The 19,853-nt window shown below is 50.4% G+C and carries 17 protein-coding genes; 7 read left to right on the top strand and 10 right to left on the bottom strand.

Annotated features, from left to right (window positions below; all coding sequences use genetic code 11):
- Positions 1-343: 343 nt before the first annotated feature.
- Positions 344-2,494: a polyribonucleotide nucleotidyltransferase gene (locus H6F86_RS26665; RefSeq protein ID WP_190452999.1), complete on the top strand. Its 2,151-nt coding sequence runs from the start codon at positions 344-346 to the stop codon at positions 2,492-2,494.
- 281 nt (positions 2,495-2,775) lie between these two features.
- Here the strand turns inward: H6F86_RS26665 and H6F86_RS26670 are convergent, their stop codons facing one another.
- From H6F86_RS26670 to purC, 9 genes are all read right to left on the bottom strand, one after another.
- Positions 2,776-3,210, bottom strand: a complete 435-nt coding sequence (locus tag H6F86_RS26670) for a TIGR02588 family protein (protein WP_190453001.1) — start codon at positions 3,208-3,210, stop codon at positions 2,776-2,778.
- Positions 3,207-4,076: a TIGR02587 family membrane protein gene (locus tag H6F86_RS26675; RefSeq protein ID WP_347241166.1), complete on the bottom strand. Its 870-nt coding sequence runs from the start codon at positions 4,074-4,076 to the stop codon at positions 3,207-3,209. The genes H6F86_RS26670 and H6F86_RS26675 overlap by 4 nt, the downstream gene beginning before the upstream one ends.
- Positions 4,077-4,135: 59 nt before the next feature.
- Positions 4,136-4,492, bottom strand: coding sequence for a hypothetical protein (locus H6F86_RS26680; RefSeq protein WP_242033713.1), 357 nt, complete (start codon positions 4,490-4,492; stop codon positions 4,136-4,138).
- A gap of 231 nt (positions 4,493-4,723) precedes the next feature.
- Positions 4,724-6,091: a lipid-A-disaccharide synthase gene (lpxB, locus tag H6F86_RS26685; protein ID WP_242033714.1), complete on the bottom strand. Its 1,368-nt coding sequence runs from the start codon at positions 6,089-6,091 to the stop codon at positions 4,724-4,726.
- The gene (lpxA, locus tag H6F86_RS26690; RefSeq protein ID WP_190453003.1) at positions 6,078-6,911 is read right to left on the bottom strand and encodes an acyl-ACP--UDP-N-acetylglucosamine O-acyltransferase; all 834 of its coding nucleotides are present in this window, start codon (positions 6,909-6,911) and stop codon (positions 6,078-6,080) included. Before lpxA ends, lpxB begins: the two co-directional genes overlap by 14 nt.
- 153 nt (positions 6,912-7,064) lie before the next feature.
- Entirely contained in the window at positions 7,065-7,610 is a 546-nt protein-coding gene (gene fabZ / locus H6F86_RS26695; protein WP_190453005.1) for a 3-hydroxyacyl-ACP dehydratase FabZ, read from the bottom strand.
- 89 nt (positions 7,611-7,699) lie between these two features.
- Complete coding sequence (lpxC, locus tag H6F86_RS26700; protein ID WP_242033715.1) at positions 7,700-8,665, bottom strand: UDP-3-O-acyl-N-acetylglucosamine deacetylase; 966 nt, start codon at positions 8,663-8,665, stop codon at positions 7,700-7,702.
- Positions 8,665-11,031, bottom strand: a complete 2,367-nt coding sequence (locus H6F86_RS26705) for a BamA/TamA family outer membrane protein (protein WP_190453007.1) — start codon at positions 11,029-11,031, stop codon at positions 8,665-8,667. The genes lpxC and H6F86_RS26705 overlap by 1 nt, the downstream gene beginning before the upstream one ends.
- Before the next feature lie 267 nt (positions 11,032-11,298).
- Positions 11,299-12,027: a phosphoribosylaminoimidazolesuccinocarboxamide synthase gene (gene purC / locus H6F86_RS26710; protein ID WP_190453009.1), complete on the bottom strand. Its 729-nt coding sequence runs from the start codon at positions 12,025-12,027 to the stop codon at positions 11,299-11,301.
- Positions 12,028-12,273: 246 nt separating this feature from the next.
- Here purC and H6F86_RS26715 point away from each other — a divergent pair, with 246 nt between their 5' ends.
- Complete coding sequence (locus H6F86_RS26715) at positions 12,274-13,368, top strand: hypothetical protein (protein ID WP_190453010.1); 1,095 nt, start codon at positions 12,274-12,276, stop codon at positions 13,366-13,368.
- Between the two features lie 158 nt (positions 13,369-13,526).
- The gene (locus H6F86_RS26720) at positions 13,527-14,432 is read left to right on the top strand and encodes a 4-hydroxybenzoate solanesyltransferase (protein ID WP_190453012.1); all 906 of its coding nucleotides are present in this window, start codon (positions 13,527-13,529) and stop codon (positions 14,430-14,432) included.
- Between the two features lie 221 nt (positions 14,433-14,653).
- Here H6F86_RS26720 and H6F86_RS26725 read toward each other — a convergent pair whose 3' ends face one another.
- Positions 14,654-15,439, bottom strand: a complete 786-nt coding sequence (locus tag H6F86_RS26725) for an RNA polymerase sigma factor SigF (protein ID WP_242036603.1) — start codon at positions 15,437-15,439, stop codon at positions 14,654-14,656.
- 271 nt (positions 15,440-15,710) lie between these two features.
- Between H6F86_RS26725 and H6F86_RS26730 the strand changes: the two genes are divergently transcribed.
- The 4 genes from H6F86_RS26730 to H6F86_RS26745 all read left to right on the top strand — a co-directional run bounded on the left by H6F86_RS26730 (position 15,711) and on the right by H6F86_RS26745 (position 19,556).
- Positions 15,711-16,442, top strand: a complete 732-nt coding sequence (locus H6F86_RS26730; protein WP_190453014.1) for a Bax inhibitor-1 family protein — start codon at positions 15,711-15,713, stop codon at positions 16,440-16,442.
- A 43-nt stretch (positions 16,443-16,485) separates the two neighbouring features.
- Positions 16,486-16,680, top strand: coding sequence for a hypothetical protein (locus H6F86_RS32560; RefSeq protein WP_190453033.1), 195 nt, complete (start codon positions 16,486-16,488; stop codon positions 16,678-16,680).
- Positions 16,606-17,719 (top strand): peptide chain release factor 2 gene (prfB, locus tag H6F86_RS26740; protein WP_190453031.1). Its coding sequence is split into 2 segments (ribosomal slippage): positions 16,606-16,677 and positions 16,679-17,719, totalling 1,113 coding nucleotides; the frame shifts between segments, so codons are not numbered across the junction. Before H6F86_RS32560 ends, prfB begins: the two co-directional genes overlap by 75 nt.
- 637 nt (positions 17,720-18,356) lie before the next feature.
- The gene (locus H6F86_RS26745) at positions 18,357-19,556 is read left to right on the top strand and encodes a glycosyltransferase (RefSeq protein WP_347241172.1); all 1,200 of its coding nucleotides are present in this window, start codon (positions 18,357-18,359) and stop codon (positions 19,554-19,556) included.
- The last annotated feature ends 297 nt before the right edge of the window (positions 19,557-19,853 follow it).

Genomic DNA, 19,853 nt, shown 5'->3' on the forward strand with positions numbered 1-19,853 from the left:
AACAGACTCCTGAAAGTTTGCAATTCCAGGTTTAACCGCCGCGATCGCCTCTGCATCATCCACACATTGTACAACCTGAAACCGAAGGTCAGAGTCCTAATAGTGCGTCAGGTTGTCTTGTTTCCGCCTAGCGCATCTAATACAGATCCTGAAGCTGAAGCGCTGACTGCTTCTGGCTTTTCACTTCTATTTCTGCATCTCTGCTGAAGCGCTTTTTCAAACTTTTTTAACATTTTGAATTGCTCACTTTTGGCGATCGCTTGTATTCAAGTCCGTATCTGAATATCAATGCTACGATTGCGAAAGAAAACAAAAAGAGTGACAAAGAAGGATAGCACAAGGCATGAAAGAGTTTGAAAAGTCGATATCCTTTGATGGTAGGGATATTCGACTAAAGGTTGGTTTACTCGCTCCACAGGCAGGAGGAACCGTCCTCATTGAATCAGAAGACACTGCCGTTTTGGTAACTGCAACCCGTGCTGCCGGACGAGAAGGTATTGACTTCCTCCCGCTGCTGGTCGACTACGAAGAACGTTTGTATGCGGCTGGACGAATTCCTGGCGGCTTTTTGCGGCGTGAGGGTCGTCCGCCTGAGCGTGCAACACTGACGAGCCGTTTGATTGACCGTCCCTTGCGTCCTCTGTTTCCCAGTTGGCTACGGGATGATATTCAGGTCGTAGCGACCACAATGTCAATGGACGATCGTGTACCGCCCGATGTGCTGGCTGTAACAGGCGCATCGATCGCCGTACTGCTAGCAAAGCTACCCTTTAATGGTCCGATGGCAGCCGTGCGCGTTGGCTTGGTCGGCGATGATTTTGTCATTAACCCCACCTTCAGCGAAATCGAGTCGGGTGATCTGGATCTAGTGGTCGCAGGCACACCGGAAGGCGTAATCATGGTGGAAGCGGGAGCAAACCAGTTACCCGAGCAAGACATCATTGAAGCGATCGACTTTGGCTATGAAGCCGTGCGCGATTTGATTCAGGCACAGTTAGATTTGTTAAAAGAACTGGGCATTGAGCAGGTCAAAGAAGCGCCGCCTGAAGTTGATTTGACGCTAGAAAATTTCATTAAAGAGCGCGTTACTCAACCTGTGAAAGAAGTGCTCGGTCGCTTTGAAAAAGATAAGCCTGTTCGCGATGCTGCGCTGGACGAAATTAAGGCAACCGTAATAGCTGCGATCGCCGAATTACCTGATGAAGATCCAGTGAAAGTAGCTTCCGCAAAAGCGCCCAAAGCATTGAGCAACACATTCAAAGAAGTTACCAAAACTCTCATGCGCCGTCAGGTGATTGAAGACAGCATTCGGGTCGATGGTCGCAAACTGGATGAAGTGCGTCCGATCTCCTGCCGGGTTGGTGTGCTACCGCCGCGTGTACATGGCAGTGGCTTATTCAATCGGGGGCTAACGCAGGTGTTGTCTGTAGTCACCCTGGGTACTCCCGGCGACGCTCAGGAAATGGATGACCTTCATCCTGATGAGAAAAAGCGCTACCTGCACCACTACAACTTCCCGCCCTATTCTGTCGGTGAAACGCGACCCATGCGTACCCCCGGTCGTCGTGAAGTGGGTCATGGTGCCCTGGCAGAACGTGCGCTGATTCCCGTTTTGCCCAAAAAAGAAGACTTCCCTTATGTCCTGCGGGTTGTCTCTGAAGTGCTGTCGTCCAACGGCTCTACGTCAATGGGTTCGGTGTCTGGCTCCACGCTGGCGCTCATGGATGCGGGCGTTCCCATTACCAAACCGGTTAGTGGTGCGGCAATGGGTTTGATTAAAGAAGGAGACGAAATCCGTATCCTGACCGACATTCAGGGTATTGAAGACTTCCTCGGCGATATGGACTTCAAGGTGGCAGGTACAGATACAGGCATCACGGCGCTTCAGCTTGATATGAAGCTCAACGGACTACCGCTAGCGATTATTGCGCAAGCAATCAATGAAGCCAAGCCAGCCCGTCTGCACATCCTGTCAAAGATGCTAGAAGCGATTAATCAGCCGCGTACTGAGATGTCGCTGTTTGCACCCCGCTTGCTAACCATCAAAATTGACCCTGAGATGATCGGTATGATCATCGGTCCCGGTGGTAAAACCATCAAAGGTATTACTGAAGAAACGGGAGCCAAAATCGACATTGAAGACACAGGCGTTGTCACGATTTCGTCGATCGATGGCGAGTCGGCGAAGAAAGCACGCAGCATCATCCAGGGCATGACGCGCAAGCTCAACCAGGGCGATGTGTATATCGGTAAAGTGACTCGTGTGATTCCGATTGGTGCCTTTGTGGAGTTCCTACCTGGCAAAGAAGGTATGATTCACATCTCGCAACTAGCAGACTATCGCGTCGGCAAGGTAGAGGATGAAGTGAATCTCGGTGATGAAGTGATTGTCAAGGTACGCGAAATTGACAACCGGGGACGTGTAAACCTGACACGTCTAGGCATTCACCCCGATGAAGCAGCAGCAGCTCGTGAAGCAGCGGCTGTAGTCTAGGAGATCGTTGTTAGTGGGTTGTGATTAGACAAGCCTAATTAAAAGACTCCCTTTAGTAGAGACGTTCCACTGGAACGTCTCTACTGTTGTTTTGGAGCGAAATGCGATACTCCCTGCAATATAGAGGCTAGAGCAGGTGGCAACCTGACCTTACCTGATCATGGCTGAATCACTATGCTGAATCGTTATTAAACGAGTTTCAAACTGCTTGCAACAATCTTGAACTGAGCCATCCCTATAAGCGAAAGTGAGGACACGATCGCGGGGCGATTCTTCAGCCTTCAAGGTAGCTTATAGCTAGCAACTCGTAGCGACAGTTGCCCTTGCCTGGGATCGCGGCTGAAGATGAACGCCCCTTCCGCTTCCTCTTTGCTAGATAGAAAGTCGATTTCTAACGTGCCTGTTTCCACAATCGTGCCACCGATACGTAGCTCTGCCAGTACGTGTACTGATTCTGCTGTATCACCACCGCTATTGGTGACTGTAATCGGCACGTAAAATTGCCCTTTGGCAGCACGAATTGGTTCAGTGTTGAGGACAGAGAGAAGCGGTGGTTGTTGCTGTTGTTCATCCAGCCAGGTATAGCCCACTAGCCCTACAACAGTTGCCAGGAGTAAGGACGCGATGCCAAAAGTGATCCGTTCGGCACGCGAGCGCTGTTGCGGCTGGTTGGGTTGCGGTTTATTAGGGTCAGAAGCTTGAGAAGGCTGACTCATAAGGTTAGTCTGCCAGCAGCGCCGCCAATAGTAGCTGGTAAACCTAGCAGCAATGTTTGCTCTAACCACATTGTCCAAGGGTCACTCAACGTCAGGCGCTCAAAAAACCATAGCATGATCACGGCTGCAACCAATGACACCAGATAAGACATTACAGTCTCACTTAAAGGTTGTTGAAAAATACCTTGCTGCTGCCGCCGTTTACGCTGATCGGAAAAGCCTGCTTCAAACACGATGCCATAAGAAATGAGCAGCGATGCCACAATTATACTTAGCAGCCACGGTGCTGAAACAGCCGCAGCTACCATCGGAATCTCGTCGGTAGGCGAGATGTTAAACCCGATGACGATCGCACCAATGAGCGTTGCACCGATATCAGCCAGGGTCGCGTTGAGTGAACCCGCTGCCTCCGTCTTTGACTGCGAGCGATCATTAGGCGGCTCAGCCTCACGGGTATCCCCCAAAAAGTGACCTGCCAATGCAACCCCTAGAGCAAAGGGCACTGACTCAAAGATTACCTTGCCAAGCGCCTCGCGCAGGGATGTGTCAAAGGTCAGCTCTCGCAGTAGCAGTAGCACCAGCGCCGCGCAGAGCAAGCCGATTGCCATTGCCTCTACAGTGTCCATAAACGCTTCATAGGGGCGAGACCGTCTCGTTCTGCGAAAGCCTTCAGTGCGGTTAAGCCAAAAAACGGCAATGAAGGTACCAGCGATCGCCATCATGATTCTCGGTGGTTGAGCCGTAGAGCCAACCCACCAAACCTCCATCGTGTAAAGCAACGGAATGCCAAACAAGAAGCCACCGCACGCTCCTCGCACAATATCGTTCAGCTCAGTTGCCCAGGCTGAACGGTGTCGTTTTTTCATTAGAACCATCATTCGCCTCTCTTTCACTCAGATGGCTGAAGCAGCCATCTGCTACTAATCTACGAGTGATTGACTGACAGAAGTTGATGGTTGAGAAAAATGACTAATTCTTCTACTGTAGTGAAATTTTCAGGGTTGAAGCGATCGCTTAAATCAATGTCGAAACTGGCTAAAAAGTCTTCAGTGAACGATGTTTCCCAGTCAAACCAACAAACAAGCGGCAGATAAAGATCTTCATTTAGACGGTCATGCGGGCGGACTCTGGCAAACTCTAATCCTGAATACGTTTGCATCTGAGTGTAAACAAAAGCAACGAGCGAGTGGTTAACACCTTGAGGTCGCCAAAATTGCTCAAACCACTGCTCGACAGTAAGGGTCGGACGATCGCGCAAGTACCGATTGACCCGTTGTCGCATACGCAAGTCAGGTCTGAGATCCGAGTAAGACCTTAAGTCAGCGAAAATGTTTCTGAGCCGTCGCCACATGCTGTCTAACGTTGCCAAACTTTCCTTCAGTATTCCCACCTGTTTGGGGATATCTCAGGTTCGGCAAACTTGACCTGTCACCGCATGTTTCAAATGCTACCAATCGTTTGACTCCAGGCACAAAGCACCAACGATTGCTGCTAACAAAAGGACTGCCAAGCGCTAGTTTTCTTCCTTCACAGCCGTATCACTCGCTGCAACCAGATTGAGTATCTCTTGAGCAGCACGATCGCAGACACCGACCGAGCCAAGCGCCAGACGCATTGACTGATAGCCTTCTAGCATTGCCTGACGGCGATCGGTATCCAGCAAGAGTGCCAGTGAAGCCTGAGCAAGATTTTCGGGGGTTGCCTGATCTTGCAAAAATTCAGGCACGATCGGCTTCATCTCCACCAGATTTGGCGGTGAGACAAAGGGCACTGAGAATTTGAGGACACGGTCTAAGATCCAGCCTGTCACTGAATTAACTTTATACATCACGACCTGAGGCACGTTCAGCAGCGCAATTTCTAGATTCACCGTGCCCGATTTGGTAATGGCTAAATCTGCCGCCGCGATCGCTTGAAGGGTGAGCGACGTAGCTGCCGAATCGCTAGACGCTGCCTGCGGTTCAGCTAAAACGGTTGCCCGCAAACCGTAGCGCTGGATGGCTTGTTCGATACGGGCACGATATTTCGTGAGCGCCAGAGGAATTAAGAAATGAACGTGAGGCAGCTTTGCCTGAAGCTGCTGTGCGGCTGCAAACATGACAGGCATGAGATACTTTAGCTCTTGCTGACGAGAGGCAGGCAGCAGCACGATCGTCAGTTGGTCAGCTGGAATGCCTAGTGCTAAGCGGGCGCGATCGCGATCCAGGGCTTCCTGCATCCGGTCAAGCAGTGGATGACCGACCCAGGCGACTTGCCCACCCTTACTCTGGAAATAGCTAGCTTCACCAGGAAAAATTGCCAGAATGCGCTGCGTCGCTTTGACGACCAAATCGGACCGAAAGAGCTTCACACCCCATGACCATTGATCGCCCCACACCCACTCTTGCGGCGCGATGTAATAGACGATTGGCACATCTGGAAACCGTTCTGGAAAATATTCACAGAACGCCAGGTTAGGACCCATGTAGTCAATGAGCACAATTAGATCGGGCGGGTATTGCTGCAAATATTGTTTTGCCTGACGCTGCACCCGCAAGGTTGGCAAAACAAAGGGCAGCGACTCAAAAATGCCCATCGATCCGATCGCGCTAGTACGCGCCAGCAGCTTAGCTCCTGCTGCTTCCATACGATCGCCGCCCATCGCTAATAGTTCAAGGGTTAGCCCCCGTTTTGTCGCCTGACGTTGCAGCGCCTGAACCAATAGCGAACCCTGAAGATCGCCGGACACCTCACCGGTGCTAATGAAAAGGCGTACGGGGCGAGGAGAGTGTTGAGTTAAGGGGTCTGACTGAGAAAGCGTGTTGGGTGCCTGAAGCGCGTTGGGTGCCTGAATCGTTGCGTTTCCACATTCTTTGTCACTATCCGGTTCAATCATCATCATCACCTGAAGTTCCTACCCGCTTACCAGACGTAGGACCTCGTCGCCCTGCTTGCTGAGACAACCGTAAAAAGTGCTGGAGGTGGTGCACGTGTTCATCATAAGGCAGCATTTCTAGCTTCTCTAGCGCCTCGTTGAGCGAGAGACCAGAACGATAGAGAATGCGGAAGGCTTGCTTGAGAGCCTGATAGGGTTTCCCATCCACAGCATCAGCAAAGCCAGCCCGTTTCAAACCGACCCGATTGAGCGATCGCACCCGTGCAGGGTTTCCTTCAACGGCCATGTAAGGCGGCACATCCCGAACAATACGGCTCATCCCACCAACCATGGCGTAGCGCCCAATATGAACAAACTGATGGACGCCGAAAACCCCACTTAAACGTGCTCTCGACTCGATATGAACGTAGCCTGACAGCGCCACAGCGTTAGAAATCACCACCTGGTTTTCGATGACGCAGTTGTGCCCAACATGAACATACGCCATCAGTAAATTCCCATTGCCAATCAACGTTGTTTCGTTGGCATAGGTGGGGCGGTTAATGGTGACATACTCGCGGATGTAGTTGTCGTCGCCAATTTTTACCAACCCTTCGGAGCCATCATATTTGAGGTCTTGTGGCTCTGAGCCGATGGTAGCGCTTGGAAAAATGCGCGTTCTGGCACCGATTTCCGTCCAACCGTCGAGTACAGCATGAGGACCGATCGTGGTGTCTGGACCAACCTTGACCCGCCCTCCAATCACGGCATATGCACCAACCTGCACCGTTGGATGCAGGTCAGCACCAGGATGAATCACAGCCGTTGGATGAATTAGGGTTGCCATAGAGGTATCAGCGATCGGGAATGAGGTAAGAGCGTTTGTACGCTATGTTTTGAAAACTGCTGTCTGTGCAATCGCCAAGACAACAAGTATGAAAGCTGCTTGAGCGCATCAGACAAATTGTAGAGGCATTGACCCGCCAAACCCAAAACGCTTTTAGTCGACGAGAGCAAATTTGAGTTCGCCCTCAGCCACCAGTCGCCCGTCTACTTCAGCCCGTCCTTGCATCGCTCCAAAACGACGACGCTTGACTGACAAAAGTTCCACAGTCATCACAAGCTGATCACCTGGTACGACGGGCTGACGAAACCGTACTTTATCAATGCCTGCAAACATAAAAAGCCCTCCCTGGACATCTGCCATCTGCGTTAGGACGATGCCGCCAACTTGTGCCATGGCTTCTACAATCAGTACACCCGGCATGATGGGTCTACCGGGGAAATGCCCTTGAAAGTGTGGTTCGTTGAAAGTAACGTTTTTGATACCAACGGCAAGTTTTCCAGGTACATACCGAATGATGCGATCGACTAGAGAAAACGGATACCGATGAGGCAGAAGCTTCTGGATTTCTTCAACTGGGATATGCACGTCTGTGTTGAGGTGAGAAGTCTCAGACTCCAGGCGATCAGTTTCAGCTTGAGTTTGAGTGCTGACATGGCTAGAAGCACTGCCCGGAGTATTGACATCAGTGAAGATCGACATGAGTTTAGAGCTTCGATAGAGGTGCGGGAGGGTTAGAAAAATGAGGCGCTGCTAGTAGCCTGGCTAGGAGTTTTGGCAGACTAGCGGTACTAGACTTTAACCAGTGAGTGGAGCGATCGCGCAAGTTGAGTATGGAGCTGATGACTAGCCTTGTATGCCAGAAAATGAGCAACGGGAATAGTTCCCAGTAGGCTCAGATCTCCTATTAAGTCTAAGAGCTTATGGCGCACTGGCTCATTTAGAAAGCGCAAGGGTGGATTCAGCCAGCCCTCTGCACCACAAACAAGTGCATTCTCCAGGCTACCGCCTTTAATGAGTCCGCGATCACGGAGTGCCTCAATTTGGTGTGCTAACCCAAAGGTGCGGGCAGGTGCGATTTCCGTTGCAAACGTTGCGGCGACAGCCATTGACGCATCTGTATGTGCCTCAGCAGTAGGAGACCAACTGTGCCACTGGTTGCCGATCGCAGGCAGGTCAAAGGCAATGCCGTAGGTAAACCGCAGTTCACTAGACGGACGTGCAATTACAAAGGCATCACCATCTTGCACACAGAGCGGCTCTTGTAGTATCCAGCTATGACGAGGTTCTGTCTGAGCGACCACACCAACCTGTGCGATTGCGTCTGCCCACTCTTTAGCTGATCCATCCAACAGTGGCACCTCTGGTCCATCGATTTCGATACGGGCATTGTCTATGCCCATTGCTGTCAGAGCTGCTAGCAGGTGTTCTACTGTCCGCACATCCGCCTCTCCATGTGCCAGATCGGTTGAGAGCATGGTCTGTCGCACGGTTGCTATCTGTGCCGACACTTCTGGAGCATGCGGTTTGTCTACCCGCGCAAAGTAGCGCCCTCGCCCAGTTGGGGCAGGCAGCACTCGTACCTGTACTGATAGCCCTGTATGTAGCCCTACGCCCGATCGAGTAAATTCGCTTCGCAGAGTTTGTTGCAGCGCATCCCCTGTGGTCTGAGAACCGTTGCTAAGAGGCAATGGGGCACCATCTCTGGCGTGCATGATACCCCCCGTTGCGGCTTGAGGCTTAACGTCTAGCTCCATCAGAAACGTTCTCCGATGCCAAAGTGAAACTGCGAATCGCCGCTGTCGTTGAGACCATAGTCAATCCGAATGGGACCTAGTGGCGACTGAATTCTAAGACCAAGACCGTAACCAACACCCTGACCCGGTTTACCCCGTACTCCTGCTGGATTGCCGATCACATCATCCCCAGAGCCAAAATCTGTCGCGGCATCAACAAATAGCGCACCAGAGATCACTGAGAAGACGGGGAAGCGGTATTCGACTGTTGCTTGAAGAAAGGTCTTTGCGCTCCCCAAATCGCCTTCATCAAACCCACGGACAGAATTACTGCCGCCCAATGCGAACGCTTCATAGGGTGGCAAATCGCCTAGCACAGTGCCCCCTTGAATGTTAAAAGCAAAGGCTTGCGGGCAATCAGCCGGTCTAGATTTGAGATCTTGACATCCCTTAGTAAGCCGAAGGATGCGTGTTGGTACGTAGAAGCTGTAGCTACCACGTAGACGATTAAAGAAAATGTTTCCGGTGCCGATCGGAATCGACTGCTCTGTACCGATACGTAGTAGCGATCCTGCTGTAGGGCGCAGTAGATCGTTACGTCGATCGCGCACTACCCCAAACTGCACGGTAAAAAGATCGTCTTTGCCTGTCCCGCTAAAGCTTAGACTATTGCCCAGTTCATCAAAGGGACTGAGGTCGCCGTCACGGTCATTAATGCGAACGCGCTGATACTGTAAGCCGAGAGAAGCAGCCCACTCCGATCGCACATAAGGGTTGCCATTCAGCGGACGCGAGAAGCTAATGCCTCCCCCTGTCCGCACGACTCTGGGTGTGTCACCATCCGGCAAATTGATATCGGGTTCACCGCCATCAAAGATGAGCGAGATCGTTTGTCGCCGGAAGAGGTTGACCGTGTAAGAGGTACGAAACGGATCGCCTGCAATCCAGGGGTCGGTAAAGTTCAGGTCAAACAGCAATTCCCGCTGCCCGATCTGCACCTCAGCGCCCAGTTTTTGGTTGTTGCCACCCAAATTCTGTTGCTGGTAGCTAACCGTACCAAAGAGTCCGCTAGCAGAGCTGATCCCAGCACCCGCCGCGATCGAGCCTGAGTTTTTCTCGACTACATTTGCGACCACAACGACCTTACGGGGGTCTTGCCCAGGAGAGAGCGATAGCTTCACGTCATCAAAAATGCCTAAGCCAAACACCCGTTGCAGATCACGCTCAACAATTGTGCGGTTAAAAATTTGTCCTGGCTTGAGCTGAAACTCGCGGGTGACAATAAAGTCGCGGGTGCGTCCTCGGATAGGGTTGCCCTTGTCATCCTGATCCTCACCATCCTTATTGGTAAAGCGTACCTGAATGTTCTCAACGACCCCTTCAGCTACCTGAAGTGTCACAACACCCTCAGGGGAAACTTGTGGTGAGTCAACTACCTGAGCCAGCACGTAGCCGTTATCCTGATACCACTTGTTAACCTTTTTGATGCCTTCTTGCAGCTCTACCAAATTCAAGACTTTGCCGTACTGACTGCCAAACGCATCCGCAATTACCGGCTCTGGCAAAAGTGTACTGCCGTCTAGCTGCACCCTTTGCAAGACAGGGTTAAGCTGCACTTCAAACGTGACCCGTACACCTAACGGTGTATCCGTGGGTACTGCACGCACGTTAGAGAAGTAGCCTGTGCCAAAGATCGCGTTAATGTCTTCTTGCAGCAGCGTTCGAGTGGTTGTGCGCCCTGGCTGAGTACGAATAACTCGATAGACTTCCTCTTGGATGGCTCCTTCAGCGCCTTCTACAACCACCTCACCAACCAGTACTCGTGGCTCTTCCTCTGGAGCTGCTGTGGAAGGATCTGGGGTCGGCGTTGCTGGAGCAGTTGGTGCTGCCGGAGTGCCGGGTGCTTCCTCTGGAGCTGTAGGAGTTGTCTGTGGAGCCGTAGGAGTTGTCTCTGGAGCTGTAGGAGTTGCTTCTGGAGCAGGCGTAGAGGGAGATGGGGCTGGTTCTGGAATTGATGGTGGAACGGTTGTCGGTGTCGAAGGAAGCGTACCATCTGGGGTAATTTGAATGCGATCGGGCGTCTCTTGCCCCGGACCTTGCTGTGCGATCGCGGGTGAGGTAGCTGGCGATCGCTGACCGGCTGTCGCTGGTTTGATTGCTGCCGGAGCCGCAAGCCCACGTAATAGATCTGCCTGATGCACCGCCACAACAGGCACTGCTGTCGTCTTACTCGTCGTTTTCGCTATCGAAGTACTGCCTACTGGGATGGCGGAAGCCGCTTTTGCTTGTACAGGAGTCAAGTTTGCAGTCTGCCCCCTTGCCGCATCAGACAAACCCAACGTTGCTGTAGCAGCAAGAAACGCCACCAGCACTGGAGATAAACGCATATTGTTCAGATTAGTTGACACGTCCACACACCATGCCCTGTCTAAAGCAGGACCCACGAAACAGCACTAACATAACGAAATCAGATCCAGGCGAACTTAAACTGGATGGGCTTAAGCCTGATGAAATTTAAAGCACTGGCAAACTGTGAAATTTTACCGCATTGATTGGCATCAAGACTCAGGTCGCTGTAATGAGTTCCGAAAATGAGGTAAAAACTGTCACTAGGGTCAGCGATTGCTGCACGATCACCACTGCCGTAACACCGACTACAGCGTTTGCTGCAAGACACGCTCCATCACTTGCCGATACGCTAGCGCTACATCGCCTAAATCATGCCGAAAGCGGTCTTTATCCATCACTCGCTGCGTCGGGTCAGCCTCACCTTGATTCCACAGGCGGCAGGTATCAGGGCTAATTTCGTCTGCCAAAATAATTTTTTGGTGATGGTCTAGCCCAAACTCGAGTTTGAAGTCGACCAGGGTAATACCGCACTGCAAGAAGAAAGATTTCAAAAAGTCGTTGATTTGGAGCGCCATTGTCCGTAGCTGATCGACTTGTTCTGGGGTAGCTAATGCCAGTAGCAGCAGGCGATCGCGTGTTAGCAAGGGGTCGCCAAGGGCATCGTTTTTGTAGTAAAACTCCACTAGCGGTTGTTGCAGCACCAGCCCCAAGCTCAGTCCTGTCTGCTGACATAGGCTGCCCGCTGCAATGTTCCTAACCACCACTTCTACAGGCAAAATTTGCACCGCCCGCACTCGCATTTCATTAGCGCTGGGCTGATCAATAAAGTGAGTCGCAATACCGTTCGCTTCAAGCTGCTGAAACAAATGGCTAGCGATCGCACAATTAAAAGCACCTTTGCCTTCAATACTGCCGCGCTTCTGAGCATTAAATGCTGTGGCATCATCCTTGAAGTAGGTCAGCAGCACCTGCGGATCATCAGTAGCATAGAGGATTTTAGCTTTGCCTTCGTAGAGCTTTTGACGGACAGTCATGAAGAAATGAGTTTGTGGATTAGGATATTACTCGATATAACAGCAAACATTTGATTCAGCGAGGAGCAGTCACTGTTGGATCGATCCAACCATTGTAGCCCCCCTGATGCAATCCTCTTATCCTTGCTTTAACTGCGGCAGCATAGCATTGGCTGAGGCAGTATGGAGTTGAGTTGGTAAGACGCATGATTTGCATTTGCACGGTGCATTGCTTGTCTAGCCTGTAGTTACCCGCGAGCGAAATTGATGCACTCTTTGCGTTTAACCATCACCGTTTCCTCCAGCCTTTTGCTGCTAGCAGGCTGTAATACGGCAAATCGTGGCTTTGTTGAGCGTCCTAGCCAAGCACTAACAGCCAGTTCAACTCCGCGATCAACAGCATCACCGACTTCAACACTTAATACCTTTAATGCTGCCCGCAAACTTGCCTGGGATGCAGCCGTGATGGTGCAACAGCCACCACATTCTGCTGTTACCTGGCAAGCCGCACGGGTCAAGTGGCGACAAGCCATTAACCTGCTAAAAACGATTCCTAACGATGATCCTGTTGCGGTACAGGCAAAAGCAAAACTTGCGGTCTATCAGGTTAATTACACAGCTATTAGCGCTCGTTTAACCGCAGAAACTGCTGCTGCCGAGCGACTCAAAGCCGCCCAGACTTTAGCCTGGCAGGCTGCCGTCACCGTTCAAAAGCCACCCCACTCGCTTAAGGTATGGCAACGCGCCAGCCGCAAATGGCAAGACGCGATCGCACTGCTGGAACCAATTCCACCGACGACCTCGGCTGCTCAACAAAGCCAGGCAAAGCTGAACATCTATCGCCACAACTACAGCCTCATCAACCAGCGCATTACCACCGAAACCCATGCCATTTCAACACTTAAACAGTTTGCTGAGATTGCAGACAAACTCGGTAATGTACCTGACAACATTAAACAGCCTAATCCAGCACTGCAAAAAATTGGCATTAGCTACGAGGACTACAGCCATCTCGTCCAGGCATTACAGCAGTCGTTTGCCAAATTTGCGACTCAGCCAGATGCCAAAAGCCATCCCGTTTACGCTTCGCTGGCAGGAGCGATCGAGGATTACCAGACTGTTCTTAAGCTTTGGAAAGCTTATTTAGCATTCAAAGCAGCCAACAACCAGTGGCTCTACGATGACCTTTACAACCAGCTTGTGCCAGTTTCTCAAGCAGACGCTACTAGACTGACGCAAAAATACGATCTCCAAACTTACTCAGACGGCACAAAAGTCTCACTCCGCTTTAGCGCCTGGGCAATTTGGCAAAAAACGAATCAACACCTCCGGCAGGTTCAGCAGAAGCGAGGTGAGGGGTGAGATATAGAAGGCAAAAGGTGAAAGGCAAAAGGCAGTCTTCAGTCATCCAATGCTGCTTAAAATTATTCAGTAATGACTGTCTTACTGCTTCCTGAAAGCTGACTCTTTAGCGTAGAGCCTTTAGCTTTTTTCTCCCTCCTCCTTCATCCCTCACACCCATGTCCCTTTCACCTGAACGCCCCGAACCAATCTGGCTCACAATTTTTCGGCTGCTGCGCTGGGATAAACCAGAAGGACGCTTGATTCTGATGCTCCCCGCGCTCTGGGCGATCGTCCTTGCCACGCGGGGTCTACCACCGCTACAGCTGGTAGGGGTCATTGTTTTGGGTACTCTTGCAACCAGTGCTGCTGGTTGTGTTGTGAACGATCTATGGGATCGAGATATTGACCCAAAAGTGCAGCGCACTCGCAATCGCCCTCTGGCAGCTCGTTCCCTATCAGTTAAAGTGGGTCTAGTGGTGGCACTGATCGCCTTTGGTTGCGCGTGGGGGCTATCGCTCTATCTCAATCCACTTACGTTTTGGCTGTGCGTAGCAGCCGTACCAATTATTGTTGTCTACCCCCTGGCAAAACGGATCTTTCCAGTACCGCAGTTGGTGTTGGCGATGGCCTGGGGCTTTGCAGTACTGATTAGCTGGAGTGCGGTGAGTTGCAACGCCACCGCTGCACCAACACCCTGTCTCGGTATGGCTACCTGGCTGCTATGGGGCGCTACGGTGCTATGGACACTTGGTTTCGATATTGTCTACGCCATGTCCGATCGCGACGACGATCGACGCATTGGCATACAATCAGGTGCCCTTTTCTTTGGCGCTTATGTGTCCCATGCCGTTGGCATCTTTTATGCAGGGACGGTTCTTTGCCTCATGCAACTGGGCATTGTCATGTCACTAGGTCTAGCGTTTTGGTTCACACTAGTGATCGCTGCCCTTCTCTGGGCATGGCAGTACTACCGTCTTTGTCAAAAAACAATTCCTCACCGCACATACGCTCAGTTGTTCAGGCAGAATGTTGCGATCGGCTTTGTGCTGCTGGTCGGTATGCTTTTGGGAACGAGGGGATGAGGGATCAAGGATAGAAAGTTTTGAGTAACGCTTTGTGCCGTTTTGCTGGAACGTTTTGAGTTAATTTTGACCACCCAGCGACTGCTGACTGAGCACACTTTTAGCCCTTAGACTTCATCCTTAAGCCTTGCACTAAAAAAGCTGGATCAGCGTTAGCCAATCCAGCACAGGATACTAGGTACTTAGTGAAAGCGTAACCGGACAATGGAAACGTTCAACGCTTACGGGTCAGTCTGTAGAACCTGGGGTTGAAGGAGTGTAACCATTTGCTGGATACCGCGATGGATGCGACGAGTGACGGTCATAGGGCTGACACCGATTTGCTCAGCGACTTCTTTACGGGAGAGGTCTTTGATGAACACAAACTCAATCGCCTGCCGCGTCTTATCTTCTAACTCGTTCAATGCTCGCTGAAGCTGCTGACGGTCTTCTTCCAGATTTTGCAAGTTTTGGTAGTGAGCATCTGGCAACGTGTCACCTAACGTCATTGGTGAATCAATTTGTTGGCAGATGGTGGCATCTAGGCTGAGTGGCAAGCGATTTTTGGTAGCGAGCTTGCTTTCACGCCATTCGTTGACAGTGACACCCAGTGCCTCGGCGATTTCGTTGTCGGTGGGTTGGCGACCAGTGGCTTCCATCATAGCTTCGCGCACTCGTTGTCCTTCTTTGTTGAGTTGTTGCCAGCGACGGGGAATCTTAACTGTACCGCTGCGATCGCGCAGAAAATGCAGCATCTCACCGCGAATGTAGGGCACTGCAAAGGAGCTAAAGGCACAGCCTTGATGAGGATTAAACCGTTCAATCGCACGAATCAAACCCAGGTAGCCAATCTGTTCAAGATCTTCATAAGGTTCAGCGCACTGATGGCTGACACGGTGAGCAATCTTTCGCACTAAGCCTGCATTGAGCTGCACCAGTTGGTTACGCACTTTAACAGAGGGTTGCTGATAGTAGGACATCAGCAATTCCATACCGCGAGAACGAATTGAGGTTTGAGTTGCCATCATCTTGCAGGTCGCCTTTCACTTCAGAGTTGAACTTATTGTTCTCTACTCAGAAGGAGTAAACCATCGTCGATCCACGGTAGTAATGAAGTGGTCTCTCTTCGTGCTTCGGCATAAACACGTACACGCTCTAGCTAGACCTTTGTGCTGAGGCAGTTTGCTGAACCGTCTAGGAACCCGTAAATTCTTTGCATTGCCTGGGTCGGTTGCGAGAAAGCAGGCGAAAATGGAAATATCACAATCCATTACTGTTTCACAAACGAGAGGATGTCCCGTGAGCAATACGAGTAACTTTCGGCAAGCCGTGCGTGAGGCTAAAGGTCATGCGCTTGTTGGTCCTAACGTCATTGCCAATGCGCTGCCCTGGCTGGGTGGCGGGCTGATTTTAACGGCGGTTGGTGCCTTTGGTGGCTTAAAGGTTTTGGAGAACAATCCAGCAATCTTCTTTCCGACTGTAATTGGCGCAGTGGTGCTGGAATTGATTCTCTTTTTCGTAGCGTCTAGCGTTGCTGAAAAAGGCAATAACAGCGTTGCACTACCACTGTTGGCTACTTACAGCTTACTGTCAGGGTATACGCTGAGTGGTTTGGTTGCGATCGCCCTGCGTACTCAAGGGGTCGGGCTTAGAGGCATTGGCATTGCAGCGTTGGGCTGTGGCATAGCTTTTATTGCAGGTCGGCAAATTGGCTCTAATTTGAGCGATACAGACGGTATGGCGCTTACTAAAACTGTACGCCTCGGTATTATTGCCTTGTTTGTTGTCGTCTTGTTACAGTTTGGGCTAAGCCTCTTTGGCATTTACACCCCTCCGTTCTTAGAGATTGCTATCTCCGGTCTTGGTGTACTTTTGTTTGCAGGAGCCGCTGTTGTAGACTTCTACATTCTTCCTCGTAGTTACCGAGATGATCAGTATCTGCCTGCTGCCCTGTCGATGTACTTGACCTACATCAACCTGTTTGTGTTTATTTTGCGGCTGCTGATTGCGCTTAAGGACGGCGGTCGGTAGATAACATATTGGGTGCCGATTCTTTATGTTTCGTGGTTAAGAGATGCGATCGTTCTGGCTGCAAAGAAAATTGCAGGCTTTGCGATCGCGTCTTGCAGGAGTGACTACGCCTTACACTGGTAGTCTAGTCTTTAAGGTTTGTGTTCCAAGGTTGGCGATCGTGATAGAAACCCTCGAAATTAAACGGGAAGTCGAATTGTTAGCTGAGCGCCTGGGTAAAACTCAGGACTATCTTTGACGTACCCGCACTCAACGCTAAAATTCAAGATTTAGAACAAGTTGCTGCCCAGCCAGACTTCTGGAACGATCAGACGACAGCGCAGCGAACACTGCAAGAGTTAAACGACCTCAAAGCGCACCTTGAGCAGTTGGATCAGTGGCAAACCAACCTGGATGATGCCAGAGCTGTGCTAGAGCTGTTGGAGCTAGAGGACGATGAGTCCTTGCTGCAGGAAGCCCACTCCAACGTCACTCAACTTAGCCAAGAGCTTGATCAGTGGGAACTCCAGCAGCTATTGTCTGGACCTTATGATCAGAAGGGTGCAGTCCTAACAATCAATGCAGGCGCAGGGGGTACTGATGCTCAAGACTGGGCTGAAATGCTGCTGCGAATGTATTTTCGGTGGGCAGAAGACCATCGCTATAAGGTGCATGAGGTGGAGCGATCAGATGGTGATGAAGCGGGCATCAAGTCTGTCACGCTCGAAATTGATGGACGCTACGCCTACGGCTACCTGCGATCGGAGAAGGGCACTCATCGCCTAGTGCGAATTTCACCGTTTAACGCAAATGATAAGCGCCAGACCAGCTTTGCTGGGGTCGAAATCATGCCGCTGATTGATAACTCTGTGCAGCTTGATATTCCTGATAAAGATCTAGAAATCACTACTACCCGTGCTGGTGGCAAAGGCGGGCAGAATGTAAACAAGGTAGAAACTGCCGTCCGAATTTTGCATATTCCGACGGGGATTGCAGTTCGCTGTACCCAGGAGCGATCGCAGCTTCAGAATAAAGAAAAAGCTTTAGTAATCCTGAAAGCTAAACTACTCATCATTGCGCAGGAACAAAAAGCAAAAGAAATTGCTGATATTCGTGGCGACATAGTTGAAGCTGCCTGGGGCAACCAAATTCGCAACTATGTTTTTCACCCCTACCAAATGGTGAAAGACTTGCGTACAGGCTTCGAGACTACGGCAATCACAGACGTTATGAACGGCGAACTTGACCCTTTTATTCAAGCTTATCTAAGACAAGAATCTCACCTTGCTGATACTTGATTTAACCCGTATTCGCGCCGACAACCTAACGAATGGGCAGGATCTGGGACTACAAGGTAGGCGTTGCCTGAAAGTTTCACGTCGCTTGAATCTGCAATAGGTAAAGAGCAAAAAGCATCAGGTCAACACGACGATCGATGCAAACCATTTACCTGGGTGGAATTAGGATGAGCATGCTTTTAGGTATGGCGCGGGTGACACTTTCGGCTGAGAGTAAAACTTTAGGCTCTCTTTCCAAGCAAGTAAAACTACGTATCTCCTCTGACTAATAGAAACAGGATTCATAAAGCTTGTCTATGTATTTTGTAGCGTTTTAAGCGCTGTGATGTCTAAGCCGAAAGCTCAAACCATATCTAATCCTGCTTTTTAGCACTATAGGCTTCAAGCAAAGGTTATATGAAGTCTCGATGCTGAAAGTATACATACCTAAATAAATCCGATATGCTTTCAGGAGAAAGTTTGTGTAATTACTTACCACTTACTAGGCCTTAAAGACTGGCATACTATGGCTAATCTTGCTACACATCAATTGGATTCTGTTCGCTCCACTGCTTTAGCTGAAGCTTCGAGTGCTTTACTTAAAGACTCAAGAAATTTACCTGAAGACTCAAGAAAAGGGATGTTACTGGTACTTCCAGTGCCATTCCGATCAGTGAATGGTCAATTGTTGTTTGAAGCGCAAGCGTGCAATGGCTTGGAGCAGTGGGCAGATAGTTTTGACTTTGTCACTGTTGCAGGTTTACTCATGCCAGAACATCTAGCAGCACAGCAACAAACGACTGTCTGGCGTGATACTGCAACCTTAGCGGGTCCTGAGCGTTTTGAATTTGTGCCCTTACCTTGGGCGTATTCAATTCCGAGTTTTCTGTCTCACTACCGTTCAACCCAGGCTTTGCTAGGTCGATTGGTTCAGCGCAGCCGCTATTTGCAGTTTTGCATTGGTGGCTTGGTGGGTGATTGGGCAGCAGTCGCAGCGATCGCGGCACATCAGCAAAAACGAGCGTACGCGATCCATACTGACTGGGTTGAGCACAAGCATCTGCTGCAAGTGACCAAAGATGCAAGCTTGCCGAAACGGTCGAAAGCAGTAGTCTTGTCATTTTTCATGGAAAAGTATAATGCTTGGATTATTCGCCGAGCAGCACTGGGGTTATGGCATGGGGCAGACTGTTACACCGCGTATAGCCCGCTCTGTGACAACAGCTTTTTAATTCATGACATTCATACAGATGCATCAGATGTCATTGCGCCAGCAGAACTTGCTGCAAAAGTAAGCCGCGTTACCAGCGAGCAAACGATCCGCCTTTGCTACGCGGGTCGGATGGAACCAATGAAAGCTCCCCTTGACTGGATTAAAGCAGTTGAAAGGGCGCACCGTTTGGGCGTTGACCTCAAAGCAACCTGGATCGGTGCAGGAAGCCTAATGGAGGAGATGCAACGCCTGATCGCTGAACGCGACCTGGGGTCAGTCATTGAGTTGGTTGGCTTTGAGAGCGATCGCGATAAGCTGCTCAAGAAAATCCGCGAAGCCCATTTGATGCTGTTTACACACATCACGCCAGAGTCGCCACGCTGCTTAATCGAAGCACTTATCAGTGGCACTCCCATTATTGGCTACCAAAGTGACTATGCTGAAGATCTAGTCAAAGACATTGGTGGTGGTGAGTTTGTGCTGATCGGTCAATGGGAGCGTCTGGGCAACCTCCTTGCCACTTTATCGAGCGATCGTCATCGTCTTGCACGTCTGATTAAGCAAGCGGGTAAGAATGGAAAGCGATTCAATTCTGAGGTAGTTTTCCGCGAACGTAGTGAATTAATCAAAGCGCATTTAGTCTAAGTAGCTAACTTCTAAATAAGTAGCCCTTATGCTTTGTAGGTAGAGGGCTTGAGAGCTTTGTTTCTGTGCAGGAGCTTTCAATCTCTCCACCTCTAAAAGCGTTTTTAGAACCGTAAATTAACTAACCCGTAACCTGACAATCTGTAGGGGCAATAGTCTCTGGCATGGATACACTAAGAAAGTGTTTGTAAATGCTGGTTAAGCAGGTTTCAAGTTCCTCGTTCGTCGGTTGTTTGTTAACCGCCTCAGCATCAACCGAATCATGACCACATAAACCATGCCTTCATGATTTTCAGG

Origin of the sequence: Phormidium sp. FACHB-592, assembly GCF_014695795.1 — a bacterium.
In the GTDB taxonomy this organism is placed as follows: Bacteria; Cyanobacteriota; Cyanobacteriia; order Leptolyngbyales; family Leptolyngbyaceae; genus Stenomitos.